At 43.7% G+C, this 16,484-nt stretch carries 15 protein-coding genes; 5 read left to right on the plus strand and 10 right to left on the minus strand.

The features are described 5' to 3' along the window. Positions 1-97: 97 nt before the first annotated feature. Both AAEY79_RS10970 and argS read right to left on the minus strand, forming a co-directional pair. A complete protein-coding gene (locus AAEY79_RS10970; protein WP_173239817.1) occupies positions 98-922 on the minus strand; it encodes an SPOR domain-containing protein in 825 nt (274 codons plus the stop codon). 80 nt (positions 923-1,002) lie between these two features. Next, positions 1,003-2,832, minus strand: coding sequence for an arginine--tRNA ligase (gene argS, locus AAEY79_RS10975; RefSeq protein ID WP_352288354.1), 1,830 nt, complete (start codon positions 2,830-2,832; stop codon positions 1,003-1,005). A 611-nt stretch (positions 2,833-3,443) separates the two neighbouring features. Here argS and AAEY79_RS10980 point away from each other — a divergent pair. After that, positions 3,444-3,662 carry a DUF2788 domain-containing protein gene (locus tag AAEY79_RS10980; protein ID WP_025668532.1) on the plus strand — a complete coding sequence of 73 codons (219 nt, stop codon included), beginning with the start codon at positions 3,444-3,446 and terminating at the stop codon, positions 3,660-3,662. Between the two features lie 160 nt (positions 3,663-3,822). On the opposite strand, the gene AAEY79_RS10985 is transcribed toward AAEY79_RS10980, so the two are convergent. The 4 genes from AAEY79_RS10985 to cmoA all read right to left on the minus strand — a co-directional run bounded on the left by AAEY79_RS10985 (position 3,823) and on the right by cmoA (position 7,698). Continuing rightward, complete coding sequence (locus AAEY79_RS10985; protein WP_025650896.1) at positions 3,823-4,947, minus strand: DUF1176 domain-containing protein; 1,125 nt, start codon at positions 4,945-4,947, stop codon at positions 3,823-3,825. A 32-nt stretch (positions 4,948-4,979) separates the two neighbouring features. Continuing rightward, positions 4,980-6,056, minus strand: a complete 1,077-nt coding sequence (cmoB, locus tag AAEY79_RS10990) for a tRNA 5-methoxyuridine(34)/uridine 5-oxyacetic acid(34) synthase CmoB (RefSeq protein WP_201582886.1) — start codon at positions 6,054-6,056, stop codon at positions 4,980-4,982. Between the two features lie 276 nt (positions 6,057-6,332). After that, a complete protein-coding gene (locus tag AAEY79_RS10995; protein WP_201577241.1) occupies positions 6,333-6,893 on the minus strand; it encodes a hypothetical protein in 561 nt (186 codons plus the stop codon). Between the two features lie 31 nt (positions 6,894-6,924). Then, positions 6,925-7,698 (minus strand): carboxy-S-adenosyl-L-methionine synthase CmoA, encoded by a 774-nt coding sequence (gene cmoA, locus AAEY79_RS11000; RefSeq protein ID WP_352288358.1) that lies wholly within the window; start codon positions 7,696-7,698, stop codon positions 6,925-6,927. 343 nt (positions 7,699-8,041) lie between these two features. On the opposite strand from cmoA, the gene msrA reads away from it, so the two are divergent. The 4 genes from msrA (at position 8,042) to AAEY79_RS11020 (ending at position 11,895) form a co-directional block, all read left to right on the plus strand. Then, a complete protein-coding gene (gene msrA, locus AAEY79_RS11005) occupies positions 8,042-8,563 on the plus strand; it encodes a peptide-methionine (S)-S-oxide reductase MsrA (RefSeq protein ID WP_025650891.1) in 522 nt (173 codons plus the stop codon). Between the two features lie 174 nt (positions 8,564-8,737). Then, entirely contained in the window at positions 8,738-9,406 is a 669-nt protein-coding gene (gene tmpT / locus AAEY79_RS11010) for a thiopurine S-methyltransferase (protein WP_101211113.1), read from the plus strand. Between the two features lie 69 nt (positions 9,407-9,475). Next, a complete protein-coding gene (locus AAEY79_RS11015) occupies positions 9,476-10,189 on the plus strand; it encodes a DUF1499 domain-containing protein (protein WP_025650889.1) in 714 nt (237 codons plus the stop codon). Positions 10,190-10,413: 224 nt separating this feature from the next. Then, positions 10,414-11,895 carry a lytic murein transglycosylase gene (locus AAEY79_RS11020; protein ID WP_352288361.1) on the plus strand — a complete coding sequence of 494 codons (1,482 nt, stop codon included), beginning with the start codon at positions 10,414-10,416 and terminating at the stop codon, positions 11,893-11,895. Between the two features lie 150 nt (positions 11,896-12,045). Here the strand turns inward: AAEY79_RS11020 and AAEY79_RS11025 are convergent, their stop codons facing one another. The 4 genes from AAEY79_RS11025 to AAEY79_RS11040 form a co-directional block, all read right to left on the minus strand. Further along, on the minus strand, positions 12,046-12,345 hold the full coding sequence (locus AAEY79_RS11025; RefSeq protein WP_025651599.1) for a hypothetical protein: 300 nt from the start codon (positions 12,343-12,345) through the stop codon (positions 12,046-12,048). 306 nt (positions 12,346-12,651) lie between these two features. Continuing rightward, the gene (locus AAEY79_RS11030) at positions 12,652-13,716 is read right to left on the minus strand and encodes a DUF4062 domain-containing protein (protein WP_025651600.1); all 1,065 of its coding nucleotides are present in this window, start codon (positions 13,714-13,716) and stop codon (positions 12,652-12,654) included. A 144-nt stretch (positions 13,717-13,860) separates the two neighbouring features. Next, positions 13,861-14,850: a glutamate racemase gene (gene murI / locus AAEY79_RS11035; protein ID WP_173239825.1), complete on the minus strand. Its 990-nt coding sequence runs from the start codon at positions 14,848-14,850 to the stop codon at positions 13,861-13,863. A gap of 210 nt (positions 14,851-15,060) precedes the next feature. Beyond that, on the minus strand, positions 15,061-15,744 hold the full coding sequence (locus AAEY79_RS11040; RefSeq protein WP_352288364.1) for a DUF1285 domain-containing protein: 684 nt from the start codon (positions 15,742-15,744) through the stop codon (positions 15,061-15,063). Positions 15,745-16,484 lie beyond the last annotated feature (740 nt).

Raw genomic sequence — 16,484 nt, forward strand, 5'->3', positions numbered from 1 at the left:
ATAAAACACTCTTGTTAAAAATCAGAGATAAAAAAAGCGTCATTGCGACGCTTTCTTATTATTAACACATGATTAAAACGAGCACAAAGTATTCAATCTAACGGCGCTGCTCAACGATGATGGAGTCAATGCCGTTGTTTTGTAGACGCTGCTGCGCACTAGCAACCGCTTGACGGTTATTCATCGGACGCGAGATGACCTGATAAATTGGCAAACCATTACCCGTGGTGTTTTTGACCACTCTGGCATCCACGCCAGCCATGAGCACTTGCGCACGGCGACGGTCAGCTTCATCGGCATCACCAAAGCTGTTAATCTGTAAGATATAGGTCGCCGCAGGTTTGGCAGGTTGGACGCTAGCCGCATTCGTCCCTGAATTATTGGCTCGGTTTGCCGTATTGCCACTATTACTAGTCGCCGGCGCGCCATCATAGGTAGCGTCTTCTTCAACGACAACGATATCATCGCTATTATTGGCCGTACCAGCATTGTTACCACGGCTTGGCTCGATCACGGTGCTTTCAGAAATACCAAAGTTACCCGTATCATCATTGCGACTGGCTGAATTGCTCTCCGGTTGAGTAACGACGACGTCCGGCTCAAAAGCACCGATACTGCCCAAGCCATCATTACCTGTTTCACCGATATTTTCATCAGGGATGGTCGCCATCTCTTGATTAGGCAAGATATCGTAGAATTCGTAATCGCTATTATCGGTATCGGTATCGACGCGGGGCTCTACCTGCCGATCAGGATCATTACCGGCAGTGCTATCAGCGGGACTAAAATCAAATAATGGTGAGAGGTACAAAAACACCCCGATCATTAGGGTCAATACTGCCCCGACAAACATCCATAATAAACCTGATACGCTACTTGATTTGCGCTTTTCGGTCGCACCTTTAGGTTTTTTGGCTAGCATGGATCTCTTTCTCCCTACTGAATCTATCTGTCGTTATCGAATTATCGTCGAATTATTGCTATCGCTCGTCTGTATATGTTCTACATGCTAGACGGTGCAGATAACCCTAATAAACTAAGCCCATTGGACACTACTTGACGTACCGCTTTTGACAAGCGCAGACGGGCTTGCATCATATCGAGCTCTTCTTGGCTTGGCGTCTCACCTGAGGTCAAGCTCACTGGCAGAATACGATTGCTATCGTACCAGCCGTGGAAGAGTGCTGCCAAATCTTTTAGATAGTTGGTCAGTACATGCGGCTCATAGCCTGTAGCAGCTCGTAACAGTGTCGCTGGATAGGCCGCTAAGAGTTTGATTAGCTCATCTTCACTAGGCGCTGTCAGCAAGTTTTGGTGCTGGGCACCAATCAAATCGTCTACAATCAGACCACTGGATTCTAGCTTTTCTAATACGCGGCAAACCCGTGCATGCGCGTATTGAATGTAATAGACCAAGTTGTCTTTGCTTTGTGATTTGGCCAGCTCTAAATCGAAGTCGACGTGCACTTCAGGCTTACGCGCGACATAATAGAAGCGCGCTGCATCGTTACCGACTTCATGACGCAGCTCGCGCAAGGTGACAAACTTGCCTGAACGCGACGACATTTGCACTTTTTCACTGCCGCGCCATAATGCTACGAATTGAACCAGCACCACATCAAGGCGTTCTGCATCAATCCCCAAAGCCAACAACGCCGCTTTTACCCGTGGCACATAACCATGGTGATCCGCGCCCCAAACGTTGACGACTTTATCAAAGCCACGATCGAACTTATTTTTATGATAAGCGATATCAGAGGCAAAGTAAGTCGATTGTCCATTGGCACGGCGTACCACACGATCTTTTTCATCACCAAAATCAGTCGATTTAAACCAAATATTGCCGTCTTTTTCGTACAGATAGCCTTTATCCTCTAAAATCTGTAAAACCGGCGCAATCTCACTATCAATGGATCTTTCGCTAAACCAGCATTCATAACGCACACCAAAGTCATTTAAGTCATCTTTGATATCAGCCAAAATACTGCTCAATGCTGCATTTAAAAACAGCTCATAGCCATCACCAAGCAATGCTTTGCTATTAGCAATTAGACCATCAATATGCGCTTCTTTGTCGCCTGATAGCAGTGTTTTTTCACCATCATCATTGATTTCAAACTGGGCATCTTCTGGCGCATTTTTAGCAACGTCTATAAAGCTGTGCACGTAGCTAGTGCCATGTTGTGCTTTTAGTGTTTGGGCAATATCACTGACATAGTCGCCTTGATAGCCATTCACGGGAAAAGTTATTTGTTCACCGTTGGCTTCTAGATAACGCAGATACGTACTGGTCGCTAAGATGTCCATCTGCCGACCGGCATCGTTGACATAATACTCACGAGTGACGTCATAACCAATGGCTTCGAGCAAGTTTGCCACGCTCATGCCAAACGCAGCACCGCGTCCATGACCGACATGTAAACTAGAGGTTGGATTGGCGGATACGAACTCAACCTGTACCTTTTGCCCTTCGAACTGGTCGCTCAAACCAAAGCGATCCTGTTGTTTAAAAATATCGTCTAACACCGAAAACTTAGCGTCGGCATTTAAAAAGACATTGATAAAGCCTGGACCCGCGATTTCTATTTGGCGAATGTCTTGGTTGTCAGGCAGCGCATTGACGATTTTTTCGGCAAGCTGGCGTGGATTGCTCTTAGCCGCTTTGGCAGCCGTCAGCGCGATATTACTGGCAAAATCACCGTGGCTTAAATCTTTTGTACGGGTGATTTGACTGTTATTTTGCCAATCAGCTGGCAACGCGCCATCGGCTTGTAAGGTTTGAACCGCATCATTAAATAAGGATGCTAGCGTATCAATTTGGGCTTGTGACATAGGACTATAAACTCAGATAAATAAAAAATGGTACAAAAAATGGGGCGAATGCGCGCAGTCGGTAACGGCTTATTATAATAGCGACTGACATGGCAGGTGACAAATTAATATAAAAAGATAAGTAACCTGTAAATATAACAATCTTTGCGCTTCATTGCACTATTTGCGCCAAAATTAGCACCAAAATCTTACGGTTATGAAGGTTGGTACTCATATTTGAGATTAATTGGCAGTTATTTAGCATTTCTGGTTCAGATTGAGAACACGCCTTAATAAAAAATGCAATTGTAGCGTTACTGTTGTCTCACTGATAGCAGCAGTTTATACCTGCTTACTTCCGCGTTATAATGACGCTTTGTATTTTGCCCCTCTATTTAATTTTCATTTATTATTTTATTGCTGCTCATTATTTGAGGAGTGATGCGCTTTTTTAGGGTGATTTTTAAAAAGCGATAAAGTTGGTTCACTATAATTTGGATATAAGGAAGCTGAGCGAAAGTACTACCAATAGTAGACCAAGCAAGGCTAACACCCTATCCAATTTATAGTGAATTGACTATAAGATAATAGCGTTAAATAGATGGCATGTTACTACTCTATAGGATTAAGCCATGTTTGCTATTGCTGCCAGTACCGTCACCAGTTGGGGGCTGTACGTACTATTACCCATATTTATTGCGTTTTTATTCTTTATCATTTGGGACTTATCAAAACGCTCTGAAGCCGGTCGCGCCGGTACTTTTTGGATGTTTTTAGCGCTTGGTGCGGGCTTTATAGGATTTATACTCAAGGTGCTAATAGAAGTGGCGTTTAACAAATGGTTCATTTAAACAGATCTCTTATTTATAAACCATAAGAAAAACGGATAGCGCTATTCGTCAATGATAATATGACTGACCCTGTCGCTAATAGACAAAGTCACCAATAAAGAGCCGTCGCTGCCAAAGTCATTATTCATGTTGTTTATGTGAGTGTATTAAAGCAAATCATTCACTTATCTGACTGCGGGATAACGTCACTCACGTAAGTCGGCAGATCCCACGCGCCACCGGCGAAACCCCGGCACATTCCTGTGCTGGAATCTTCTGCTTGAACAAAGTCTTTTCCATCCCAAACCCATATCGCCCGATTCCAGCAATCGCCAACCCCGCGGTCTTTGTGTGTTGCCCAAATCTCGCCATTAGAATAATCATTGCCCATGGTAGTAATTAGCTGCGAACGACGGGGTTTTGCCTTGTCAATCAGCCAATAACCATAGCCTTCGTTGTATGCGCCCTGCCAACAAATATGACTGGCTAATGTATGGGTAGCATCTACGGGTGTAAATTCCCAGTCTAGCCTATCAGCGCCATATTCTTGCATTCGTTGGTACGCTTCGGTCTTTGGATTGACCAGCTCACAGTCTCCCATATCGTCTTCAGAGCCGATAAGCTCCTTAGCATCAATATCAATCCACTTATTTATATTTTTTTGAAAATACACTAGCTTTGCAGGGTCGAGCTGCTGTTTATCATCATCCGAATATGAATATGCTTTTTTAATCACAGGTTTTGCTTTGGCTGCTTTAGGCGTTTGCCGATTGGGATTGTTTTTGCTCACTAGTGCTATCGATGTGCCCACTCGCCCTTGCACCTCGTCAAGCTTGAGCAGCACGGCACTCATGCCTTTATCGCTGATTATCCAACGATCATCACCCGCTCTTATCTCTATCTTAGTATTTTGACGCGAATGACTTAGAAGCTGCTGAGTTTGCTTAGTATTAAGCTCACCCTTCTCAATGGCACCATAATTTTTATTGTTTAGCCAAAGCTCTGTTGCCCTCAATTCATTGTCGCTACTATCCACCTTGTCTTCTTGGTATTCAAAAGCCACCTGTACATCTGGTATCGACTTTTGCGGTAAGGCTGTCAACAAAATCGAGGCAGGCGTATCCAACATACTCTCATCCGCATAACCCGCTGCTCGGCAAGTCAAGGTATTATCACAGACCAGTTGCCAATCATCCTGTACAAAGCCCCACCCTTCAAATGGCGTACCATAGGCAGCATGAGCAGATATGGACGTCAATGGCAGCAAACCCATCATAGCACTGAGTAAAATCGTTAATTTTTTCACTGCCCATTTTCCTTATGGTAGGTAAGTACGCGCTACTTTTTGGCAATCAAGGTCGCGCGCATCGGTGCAGGATAGCCTTCGAGGGTTTTGCTAGAATCATTGGGGTCTAAAAAATCGGCTAACGAATGATAGGTCATCCATTCCGTTTTACGTTGTTCCTCAATCGAGGTTACGGCTACATCTACGCAGCGCACGTCTGAGAATCCAGCCTTTTCTAGCCAGCCAATTAATGCGGCGACTGACGGCAAAAAATACACGTTATTCATTTGCGCATAGCGATCATGCGGCACCAGTACCGTATTGGCATCGCCTTCAATGACCAAAGTCTCAAGCACCAACTCACCACCTTTTACCAACTGTCCTTTGAGTTGTTGCAGGTGCTCAAAGGGTGACTGACGATGATACAGCACGCCCATACTAAACACGGTATCAAACAGCTGACTGTGCTCTGGCAATGCTTCTAATGGTACGGGAATATAATGGGTACGATAACGACCTGTACCATGAACATGAGTATGAGCATCAGCGTTACCCACAAAATGACGAATCGCCATAAACTGATGATAAAACAGGCAAGACGGATCAATGATAATTACTGTATCCGCGCCAGCCCCTGCCATACGCCAACCGTGATAACCGGAGCCGCCACCGACATCTAAAACACGCCGACCTTTTAAATTTCCTAAATGCGGTGCGACCCGCTGCCACTTCCAATCACTGTGCCACTCGGTATCTATAAAAATTGGCGCGGCTTGTTGATCTTCATTCTGACCACTATCGACTTGACCACCAATCTGAAAAGGCCCTTTGCGCCATGGCATCAATTGCTTTAGTAGCGCCATGGTTTGTTTGCGCTCAGAGTCACTCAACGGCGCATTCAGCGTCAATATGTCACTGTCCAAATCCACATTATCAACGGCTAATGTTGGCAAACGTGCTACCGACGCTTGATAAGCCGGCGCATGCGCATAGTTGGCTTTATCCTTGATATCATTTAACCACGTGGGTAATTTTGACAGCCACTCATAGGCGCTCGGCTGCTGCTGTGCCAGCTCTAATAAGGTTAAATACAGTTCGCGTTCGGCGTGGATGATAGTGTCGTTAAGCATAAAAGCAGATTACCGTATTGATTGTTATTTAAATGGATAATAATGAAAAAAGTCAAAGTAAAGAAAAAAAGATAAGCCTCGAGATTGGAGTGCTTTAAAAGTGGGCAAATATGCGAGGCATAGGTCGTCGCTCTTTAAAACTTTATTCGCGCCTCGTCCCTCGGCAAAAGCATATACTTCGTAGGGTGTGCCCAGCGCACCTGAAATTTCTTTAAATAGAATTTTCTAATAGCTCATAACGCGAGTATTTACTTGTGCCATTAAATTAAGTATACGCTACGCATTTCCTTGTAGAATCTCCGCTTCACTACGAAGGTCGTCGTACTCAAAAGCGTCGTAACTGTCACCCTGACCTTTAAAAACAATTTTGCCTTCTTCTAGCCAACCTAATACATTTTTAGCGTTGCTAATAATATCGGGATAAAAGTCATCTAAAATATCGTTTAATTCATCATTTGGTATCGAAGTATCGTAATCTGTTAAGCGAACTCCGTATGCCATCCCTAGCCTTTCAAGAAACTTGTAATTATCGTGATACAAATGATACATTTCATGAATCGCATCACCACAACCTTCATCTCTATTGATAATTGAGTTTAGATATTCTGTTATTCGGTCTGCTTCAAACTTGTAAAAATGGACGTATCTTGCAAAACTATCATAGTAATCCTTAAAACTATCTTCAGAACTATAATCAAAGGAAATCAGCTCAAGATACAAATCAGGGTTGCTAGACTCTAATACGTTGTCTTCATACAACCATTGTTCAAACGATTGTATGCTCATTTTTTTTGTTAACACTTGATGAATATGTTGTTCAGCTATAGATGGAATCATATTAGTGCCTTGTTTGCCCCCAAAATAAATTCTATTTAAACGCCACCACAGAAACGAAATTCAAAAACTGAAACCATGTCAGATGACGCTTAAAACCAACATCACTCAACCGTGCATGATGCTCATCTAAGGTATCGGTAATAAGCACATTTTCTAGTGCATTGCGTTTGCCGCTGATTTCCATCTCCGTATAGCCATTGGCGCGCTTAAAGTCGTAATAACGCTCAACCAACCATGCATCATACTGCTCATCAAACGCATGGGTTTTCTCAGTTAGTACTAGTATGCCACCTTCACTTAATGCGGCATAAATCTTCTCTAGCACTGCTACTCTATCGGCGGCTGGTAAAAACTGTAGCGTTAAATTCAGAATTACCATATCGCATGGCTCAAGCTTGACGTCGCGAATGTCAGCAGTGATGACTTCTATATCGTGCTCAGGATAATTATCACTCAGTAAGGTGGTCGCTTCAGTCGTCATCGCCGGTGAGATATCAATCGCTTTAATTTGTAGGTCTTGTGGCTCAAACTCGCCAGCGAGTGCCATACTTGCGGCACCAAGTGAGCAGCCCAAATCATAAATGCGACTGACACGCTGACCATTATCATCCTGCTGGCGATATTTACAATGACGACGGGCAAATATGGGTAGCATGGCTAATACCTGACCATAACCAGGCACACTGCGACGAATCATATCAGGGAAACAAGCCACCACTTGCTCATCAAAGGAAAAGCGCGCCGCTTTATCGAGTGGCGTTGTGAATAAGGTGTCATGTTTGATAGCAGGCTTGGCTTGGTTCATGGTGCGACTCGTTTTTGGTTTTTGGTTTTTGGTTTTTGGTTTTTGGTTTTTGGTTTTCGACATTGAAACTTTGATTGGGAAATGCTCAGTGGTTCTGATCGATACTATTTAATCGATGCTATTCAACTGATAGCGTTAGCCCAGAGCGGACTAACGTAGCAAAAGCCCATTATAACATTACTGTTTGTTACTTATCGCAGCCAACTGCCCTGCTAAGCTGATTAGGTCGCGCTAAGGGTAATAAACTCTTCAAAGTAACAAGTCATTGAAAAATGACATCATTGCATCCAAATAAAGACCTTAGCCTATCTCTATAACAACATCTATAATAATAGGAAAAATTATGCAAACCATTATATTAGGCGGTGGCTGTTTCTGGTGCACCGAATCTGTATTTTTATCCGTCAAAGGCGTACAGTCTGTAGTTTCAGGCTATATGGGCGGCGATGCTGTCTCTGCTAACTATGAAGCCGTCTGCGGCGGCGACACCGGACACGTTGAAGTCATCAAGGTTAAGTTTGATGAGTCTATCGTCCCGTTAGAAGTCATACTCGATGTTTTCTTTGCCACTCACGATCCCACCACGATGGATCGTCAAGGCAATGATGTTGGTAGCCAATATCGCAGCGTGGTGTTTTACACAGACGAAGATCAAAAACCAACCGTCGATCGCACAATCAACAAACTACGCGACATGGGTCTCAACGTCGTCACAGAAGTACACCCTGCCGTTGAATTTTATCAAGCAGAAGAGACCCATCAAGACTTCTTCAATAGAAATCCGGGACAGGCTTATTGCAACTTCGCCATACCGCCAAAGCTTGCCAAATTGCGTAAAGAGTTCAGTAAGTACATGGTGAGCTAAACAAAACGTTAAATAAGAAACTGCTGAAAAAGCATAGTTCTTAGAGCGACTTTTAATCATACCCAAACGCTTATTCCATAGGCGTTTGGCTTTTTAATACCCTTAGTATTATTAACCAAAAAGCTATTATAAAAATAACTAATAATATAAACTTCAATGAATAAAGGCGAACTTATGAACCCTGAATTTTGGCAAGCGCGCTGGCAAGAGAAACGCATTGGTTTTAATCAGTCTGAAGTTAATCCGTTATTAACGAAATACTTTAGCCATTTAAACGTGCCCACTGGTGGTCGAGTATTTGTGCCTTTATGTGGTAAGTCAATAGATATGGCATGGCTAGCAGCGCAAGGCTATGACGTGGTTGGCGTTGAACTGGTTGAGACAGCCGTACAAGAATTCTTTGCTGAACAAAATATCATACCTACTGTACATCAGCATGTGCGTAATCCAGCGATCAAATATTATCAAGGTCAGCTAACAGGACGAACAATAACGTTATGGGTCGCTGATATTTTTGCGCTAACAGCTGAGGATATTGGCTTTGTCGATGCAGTATATGATAAAGCGGCATTGATTGCCCTGCCAGCCAATATGCGTATGAAATATAGCGAGCACGTACACAAACTTGGTGTTAATGTGAGTAATAAAATAGCGCCGCAACTGTTACTCACATTGAATTATGACCAAAGTAAAAAGAATGGACCACCCTTCTCGATTAGTAGCGAACAGATACAGCAATACTATGGCGAGCACTATCAAATTAACGAGCTGATAAATGAACCTGCTACTATTGGCTCCGCACCTGAGCTAAAAGTCACTGAGCATGTTTGGCTGTTGAATTAAATATAAGCTTAATTATCGCAATGATTCAATAGTGATTAAGCGACGATTAAATCATAACGGAGAAACCTAATGAAAGCTCTAGTTAGTCTCGTCAGCTTAATCGCCTTTTTGCTGGTGGCGTTACCCGGTCCGCTTTATAAATATGGCATCGTCGATTTGGGTACCGCCTTTACGGGATTTAAATTCGGCGTGTTTGCTGGCATCGCTGCCCTTATCTTACTCGTTTTACAAATGATATTTAAACGCAAAACAGTGACACTTGGTAGCACGGTAATAGCGCTGCTACTGTCTGCTATTGCCATAGCTATGCCGCTAAGTATGATGAATAAAGGCAAAAGTGTACCGCCTATTCACGATATATCGACCGACTTGATTAATCCACCTAAGTTTGTGGCCATTGCCCCACTACGCGCTGACGCGCCAAATCCCGTTGAGTACGCAGGTGCGGAAGCTGCAAAACAACAACGTGACGCCTATCCGGATCTGCAAACCTTAACCTATACGCAATCAAAGTCTGAATTGGTCAAGGCGACCGAACAAGCCATCAATAATTTAGGCTGGGATTTGGTAAATAGTGATGTGGATAAAGGCATTGTCGAAGCGACAGATAGTACGATGTGGTTCGGCTTTAAAGACGACGTTGTCGTACGTGTGACGGATAACGGCAGTGAGCGTCTGCTCGATATTCGCAGTAAGTCACGGGTTGGCGGTAGCGATTTGGGCAAAAATGCAGAGCGCATTCATAACTTTATTAATGAGTTGGATAAGGTTTTGGAGAAGTAGTTGGGTTTTAGTGAAAATAAGGATCTACTAAGATGCTAGGCATTTTGACACTAGACTTTTCCATCCAAAACCCTCTCCTAACCTCACGCCAGCGTCCATTTATAGTAACTGAGTGCTTCGATACCTTTTCTTTACTATTTAGATTGGTTACTCTAAGTCCATACTGCCTTAACCAGTTCTGCATCCTCTTTTAATGACCACTTTGACGTTTATAGGACATTTTCATGCGTTTGACTCCAGTTTCTACTTTATCGCTACTTAGCCTTGCTGTTGGTTTGAGTTTTGCTAGCACTGCCCAAGCGGCCAAACCTCCAGCCCCAGACTTATCTAATGCCGAGCTGCAACAATGTTTAGATGGATTAAAAAACTCTAGCAAATTTAGCGGAGTTGATGGTTATACCTTTAACAACTATCGCCCAAGCCAGCCTGATCCTAGCGTCATTCAATCGTTGAACTATCAACCAGAGTTTCAAAAAGACGTTTGGGATTATCTCTCATCGCTAGTCGATAAAGAGCGTGTCGAAGATGGTATCCGCGCCAAGCGTCAATGGAGTGATACGCTACGTAAAATCGAATCACGCTATGGGGTCAAAGCCGAGCACGTACTAGGCGTCTGGGGTGTTGAGTCAAACTTCGGTCAGACATTGGGCAAAAAGCCGTTGTTTGAATCCCTAGCGACGCTGTCTTGTTTTGACCGTCGTCAGAGCTACTTTCAAGGTGAATATGCCAATGCGCTAAAAATCGTTCAAAATGGCGATATTGCGCCAAGTGATATGACTGGCTCATGGGCAGGTGCTTTTGGGCAAACGCAGTTTATGCCGAGCACCTTTTTAGAATTGGCCGTTGATTTTGATGGCGATGGTCGTCGCGACTTGGTCAATAGCGTCCCTGATGCGCTAGCCTCTACCGCTAACTTCTTGGACAATCGTGGTTATCGTACTGGCGAGCCGTGGGGTTACGAAGTCAAGTTGCCCAGTGGTTATTGGGCCGCCTCTGACCGAAAGAACAAAAAGTCTATCAGCCACTGGCGCGATCAAGGGCTAACGCTCGCTAATGGCAGTCCACTGCCTTACGACTTGAATAGTGCAGGATTACTATTACCTGCAGGCGCTGAAGGCCCTGCTTTCTTAGTGGGTAAAAACTTCGATACGTTTTATTCGTACAACGCGTCAGAGAACTACGCCTTAGCCATCGCGCATTTGTCAGACCTAATTACCAAAGAAGACAGCAGCAAAACTGACTTCGTCACTGCTTGGCCTACCGATGATCCGGGTATCAGTCGCCAGCAAGCCAAAGACATTCAACAAGCGCTGTTGAACGCTGGTTATGATATTGGTGAAGTCGACGGCATTATTGGAGACAATACTCGCACTGCGATTCAGCAGTACCAAACCAGTAAGGGCATCTTCCCCGCTGATGGACGCGCAGGACAGAAGTTCTACCGCGCAGTCATTGGAAATGCAGGAAACATAGCTCCAAGCAGCACACAATATGGCAACCAATATGGGCAACCAGCGAACAGTCAGCCTTTACAGCCTGCCTCTGCTGATCGCATGGGACAGTTGATTCAACAACAAACGAGCAGTCCCATCACTTACTCCCCTCAGTCGTCAGTCCAACCATCAAGTTCTGGCAATACGCGTTATCGCCGCGTGACAAGTGCCGATGGTAGCGTGAAGCTCGTGCGTGTTGACGAAGGTTCATAGCACTACAGCATGTCCTCATTTTTATTACTATTTTTAAAATGAGGGCATGCGCTAAGTTTGTGATAAACCTAATTGTTTTAGATTAAAAAAAGCCACGCTAATATGATTAGCGTGGCTTTTTTTGATCAATCGATTACCTATTGAGATCATTTATACGATCGGTGGTGGATTGGGTTTGCCATTATTACCATCCCAATTTTCACGGGCTTTATCATCCAAATCCGCAGGCGTCTTCGGCTCCCATTTACCATTTTCTTTCCAGGTGTCGTCGCCCCAATCTTCGTCTTCCTGTTTTTTGTCCCAATCTTTATAGGCTTTACTAGGGTCGATGCCACGGCGCTTCATATCCGCCACTTGCTCTTCTAGCGTGTGATATTGTTCGGCATCATGCATGGTTTTCTCTAGGCCATCAATCTCTTTTCTTAACTCGTCATGTTTATCATTACTCATGATAGTGCTCCTTAATCAGTCAATATTATTATACGCTTTTATGTTTGTCGTTTTTACGGTAGATAAGTTTATATAGGCTAGTACACCATTTGAATCGTTTTTATCTCAATTATTATTTTAATAACTATTATTCTACTAACCAATATCGTAAAACCATTTTACGCTATTGACCTTTATTATCACGAGTCTTGGCTAAATTCACAACCGTTGCCGCGTATGCTTTGTATTACAAAACGTAGTAGCAAGCACAGGAAATCCGTTGACAATCCTTACCGTGCCATTGATTAGGGTTTCTGATTACCATTACTAAGTCTGAACGGTTGATTGTTTATTTTTTAGTAGGTTTTGGGCATAGAAAGTCAATTTCCACAATTCTTGTGAGACTCGCGTACCATAAGTCGTTAACTGTATCCAGTTCGCTGCGACCAGCTGGCGTTGCAAATGGTTTAAGTCATTTTGGGCAATTTGGCAGCGTGCTACGGCGTGGACGTTGGGCATCTCTTGCTTAATATCGTGCTCAGCCTTGGAGGCAATGAGACGATTAATGGCACTTTGTAAACCGTAGCTTGAGAATGTCGCCGGTATTTTCATCAAGGTGCTCAATATCTCTTGCCACGTTAAGGTCATCGATCTGGTGACATCTGTCAAGTTGCCGCCAGCATAGGCTTGCGCACTATATTGAATCACGAAAGTGTCTGTTAAGACGATAGGTTTACTGACACTATCCGTGGCAGTACCTTGGTGGACGACACGGTTATTTTGTTTTAGCAGCGTGCTCGTAGGGGATGGGGAGATTATGGATTCAGACAAGGCGGCTTGTTTGCTTAGCCGGACTGATTCTTCACTAACCCTTACCCACACGTCTTTTACGCTATGTTGAATCACCATGTTAGGGTAGGCTTGAATGAGCAGTTTCTCAATATCCGTATCCTCATCATAATGATGCAAATGCTTAGCTTGCTGAGTAACCGTATTAATAAACTCTTGCAACTGCCGACTGACATCTGCACCCTGAGGATGGTTTTTGACCAAGATGAGTAAAGGCTTGAGCTTGGCTTTGGCATTCAGATAGCTCAGATGCATTTGACTGACACCAGTGTTTTGCATGGTGCCATAGCTATCGCCAATGATCATTAGCGCATAATCACAGGCATCGATACATTGGCGACCGTATAATGAAGCTTTCGGTAACTTACTAGAGACATCGTAGGTTAAAAATGCCCGCGCCTGAAAAAAAATCGCCACACTGTTCAAAACCAACAACTGATCGTTGTCAGCGCAAATGACATGAATATGATAACGACGGTTTGGCAAAATAACCTCTGCGCTTGGATAATGACACAAATAAGTATGGGTGGAATAAAAGCACAAATATCTTGTCTTGCACAGACTAGCCTAGCATAATCCTAGGCAGATACGCTCAGTTTATTTTCTCATTAGAGGGATAGTAACTGATATAAATGCAAAATTGTGGATATAAAAGGGCTTGCCATTACCTATCAATGATGGAGCTTACTAAGCATAGTACTGTAGGTGTGTCTCTTTGCCAAGCAAACGCTGTATCAGTATAGCCAATTTTTCATCATATTTGGTTGCATAAAAAGTCAACGGTGGTCGGTTAATTATGCCCACATCCCTACTCTCTTTATGATCATCCTGAGCACCATCATTAAGCAAAGCAGAAATTTGGTTTGCCACTAATAGTTGCTTGACCCGTTCAGCAATTGCCTGTCCTGAGTCCACCACTTGTATCGATAGCTGTTGCTGTGCAATCTCATCCAATAAGAATGCTTTAAAAAATGGATAATGAGTACAGCCCAGCACCAATTGATCGACTCCGTTTTGTGCAAATATCTGTAGCTGCTGGCGTAGCCGTTGTGCGGTCTCACACTCTTCTGGCATGCCTGCCTCGACCCAAGGCACCAGCTCTGGATCAAAATACTTGGTCACTAGGGTACGGTTAGGACTAGCAATAGCCGTGATGACTTCATTAAGTAGCGTACCGTTCAAAGTTGCTTTGGTGGCCAATACCGCGACATGATTGCTTTTACTTGCTAACACGGCGGGCTTGAGCGCTGGTACCAAGCCGACAATAGGCAACTGCGGATAACAACGTCTAGCTGTCTCTAAAGCATAAGCAGATGCACTGTTGCAAGCAATCACAATGAGCTTGCAGCCCTGCTGATACAGCCACTCTACGGCTGTCAAGGTCAATGCTTCGATGTCTTTGCTATCACGATTGCCATACGGTACATGCAAGGTATCTGCATAATAAACATAACGCTCGGCAGGGAGTTGCTGGGCTAAATGCAGATACACAGACAGACCACCAACCCCAGAATCAAATAAGCCAATCGGCGCATTGCGCTCTTTATTAGCCATAGTTTGGCTAACCGAAGTGGTATTTTCAGCGCTATGAATAACCGCTTGTTTAAAATCCTGCTTTTCAACGGCAGTCGACGGTGTCTCAACTACGTTTAACAGGTTGGCTGCAGCAATATTCATCGGTACGCTACCGCTGTTTTCATATCGATACCTTCATTTCAATAGCAGTTTTCAAATGTTAATTTTTAAACATAATTCTTTAGACGCAATCTTTTAGACGCAACCCTTGAAACTTAGCTTCTCAATAGCGCGTTTAAAACGGTATTTTTATGATAAATAAAAAACAGTCTATCGTATGGATAGACAGTTTTTATTGAGGCTTGATGCTAATTAGCCAGCTGGCATCGACAGCTCATAAGACTGGCCACCACTTTGCAAGGTCAGTATTATCTCACCTGCTCGCTCTGTTAATTCGCCGATTTCAGTTAGATGATAAAAGGCATTACGAGCGATCAACGCAGTCAAGCCATTTCTGACTGGCATATAAGGTTTTACTTGCGTGTCAGCTTGATTATCAGCAGAGTCATCAGCTGTATAAGTCTGCAAAGTAATCGGATGCTCATCGTCTAAACGTACCACATCGCCAGTCGTCGTGGTAAACTCTAGCCAGCTATGATTAGCTTCTTTAACGATACCAACATCATTGATAAGTAACGGTGCATCTTCCACTTGGATGCGAAGTTTTTGTACAGGCGTCTTTAAAAAGTACTCTACTACCCCATTATTTTCTTCTTTCCATAAGATAGTGGCAAATAAGCTCACCAATGACTCTCTGGTCATTTGCCCGCCCTCATGCCACCACTCACCGTTGGCTTTGATGACCAAATCCATATCGGCGACTTGTTCAGGATGCCACTTTTCCAGTGGCGGTATCGACCGACCTTCACGTGTCCCTGCAGCAGACTTTAAATATTGATTCAGTGCTTCTATAGCATTTGGGTTGGATGCCACGTCCTGCGGTCTGTTAGCACTGTTTTGCGAATTATTATCCGTCTTAATATTATTATCGCTCATCATCTAATCCTTTACCTAGTAATTAAAGTTTGGAAAATCTACTATTACTATAAATTTTAGTTTCGGGTATGATGGGACCATATCGTCATTATACCTTTACTACCCAAATCTTACCTTAACACCGATACTCATAAATGCGTATCGTGTTTGTAGGACTTTTCTTTTATAATGAGTAACGATTTTTTATTGAAACAGTCAAGTGCGCGTTGTCTTAGTGACACATTTTATTAGCGGATATGTTGATCGCTTTTTATTCACTAGGTTTAACAGCAACGTTGTCAATTGATGCCGCAAAGACAGTTTCTGTCGAGCAGCCATATGTCTGAGTGAAATTAGCGCCGCAAGCCTTATTATGCAATTGTTAAGCTAATGATGCCCTGAGATAAGCCACTAAAAGTTTAGGAGTAGGTATGCAAGAGCAAGACAATCAAAAGCCAGTCGTCGACGGTGATAGCGTTCACACTGATGCACCAGTCGCGACAGATACGGCCAAGCTAGACACCACAAAGCCAGAGTCAACGACGCTGACCAAAGAAGCGCCAGCTGAAGAGATTGCTGTCGAAACCGCAGACCTCAAAAAAGCTGAGACCATTGAAACTGAGACCATTGAAACTGCGACAGAAGCAGCAGTCGAACCTGTCGCCGTGGATAAAGAGCCTGCTGAGAAAGTAGCGGTCGAAAAAACGCCTGAACCAGTAGTAGAACCTGTCGCGGCAGAGCCTGAGATTGAGCGCGAATCA

This window comes from Psychrobacter sp. GW64-MNA-CIBAN-0177, assembly GCF_040309585.1.
Classification (GTDB): Bacteria; Pseudomonadota; Gammaproteobacteria; order Pseudomonadales; family Moraxellaceae; genus Psychrobacter; species Psychrobacter okhotskensis.

Coding starts and splice junctions, on each gene's coding strand:
- cmoB (WP_201582886.1), bottom strand. CDS start 6,056: ATGCTTAACGACACTATCATCCACGCCGAACGCGAACTGTATTTAACC.
- AAEY79_RS11040 (WP_352288364.1), bottom strand. CDS start 15,744: ATGAGCGATAATAATATTAAGACGGATAATAATTCGCAAAACAGTGCT.
- tmpT (WP_101211113.1), top strand. CDS start 8,738: ATGAACCCTGAATTTTGGCAAGCGCGCTGGCAAGAGAAACGCATTGGT.
- AAEY79_RS10995 (WP_201577241.1), bottom strand. CDS start 6,893: ATGATTCCATCTATAGCTGAACAACATATTCATCAAGTGTTAACAAAA.
- AAEY79_RS10970 (WP_173239817.1), bottom strand. CDS start 922: ATGCTAGCCAAAAAACCTAAAGGTGCGACCGAAAAGCGCAAATCAAGT.
- AAEY79_RS10980 (WP_025668532.1), top strand. CDS start 3,444: ATGTTTGCTATTGCTGCCAGTACCGTCACCAGTTGGGGGCTGTACGTA.
- msrA (WP_025650891.1), top strand. CDS start 8,042: ATGCAAACCATTATATTAGGCGGTGGCTGTTTCTGGTGCACCGAATCT.
- AAEY79_RS11015 (WP_025650889.1), top strand. CDS start 9,476: ATGAAAGCTCTAGTTAGTCTCGTCAGCTTAATCGCCTTTTTGCTGGTG.
- argS (WP_352288354.1), bottom strand. CDS start 2,832: ATGTCACAAGCCCAAATTGATACGCTAGCATCCTTATTTAATGATGCG.
- murI (WP_173239825.1), bottom strand. CDS start 14,850: ATGAATATTGCTGCAGCCAACCTGTTAAACGTAGTTGAGACACCGTCG.
- cmoA (WP_352288358.1), bottom strand. CDS start 7,698: ATGAACCAAGCCAAGCCTGCTATCAAACATGACACCTTATTCACAACG.
- AAEY79_RS11020 (WP_352288361.1), top strand. CDS start 10,414: ATGCGTTTGACTCCAGTTTCTACTTTATCGCTACTTAGCCTTGCTGTT.
- AAEY79_RS11025 (WP_025651599.1), bottom strand. CDS start 12,345: ATGAGTAATGATAAACATGACGAGTTAAGAAAAGAGATTGATGGCCTA.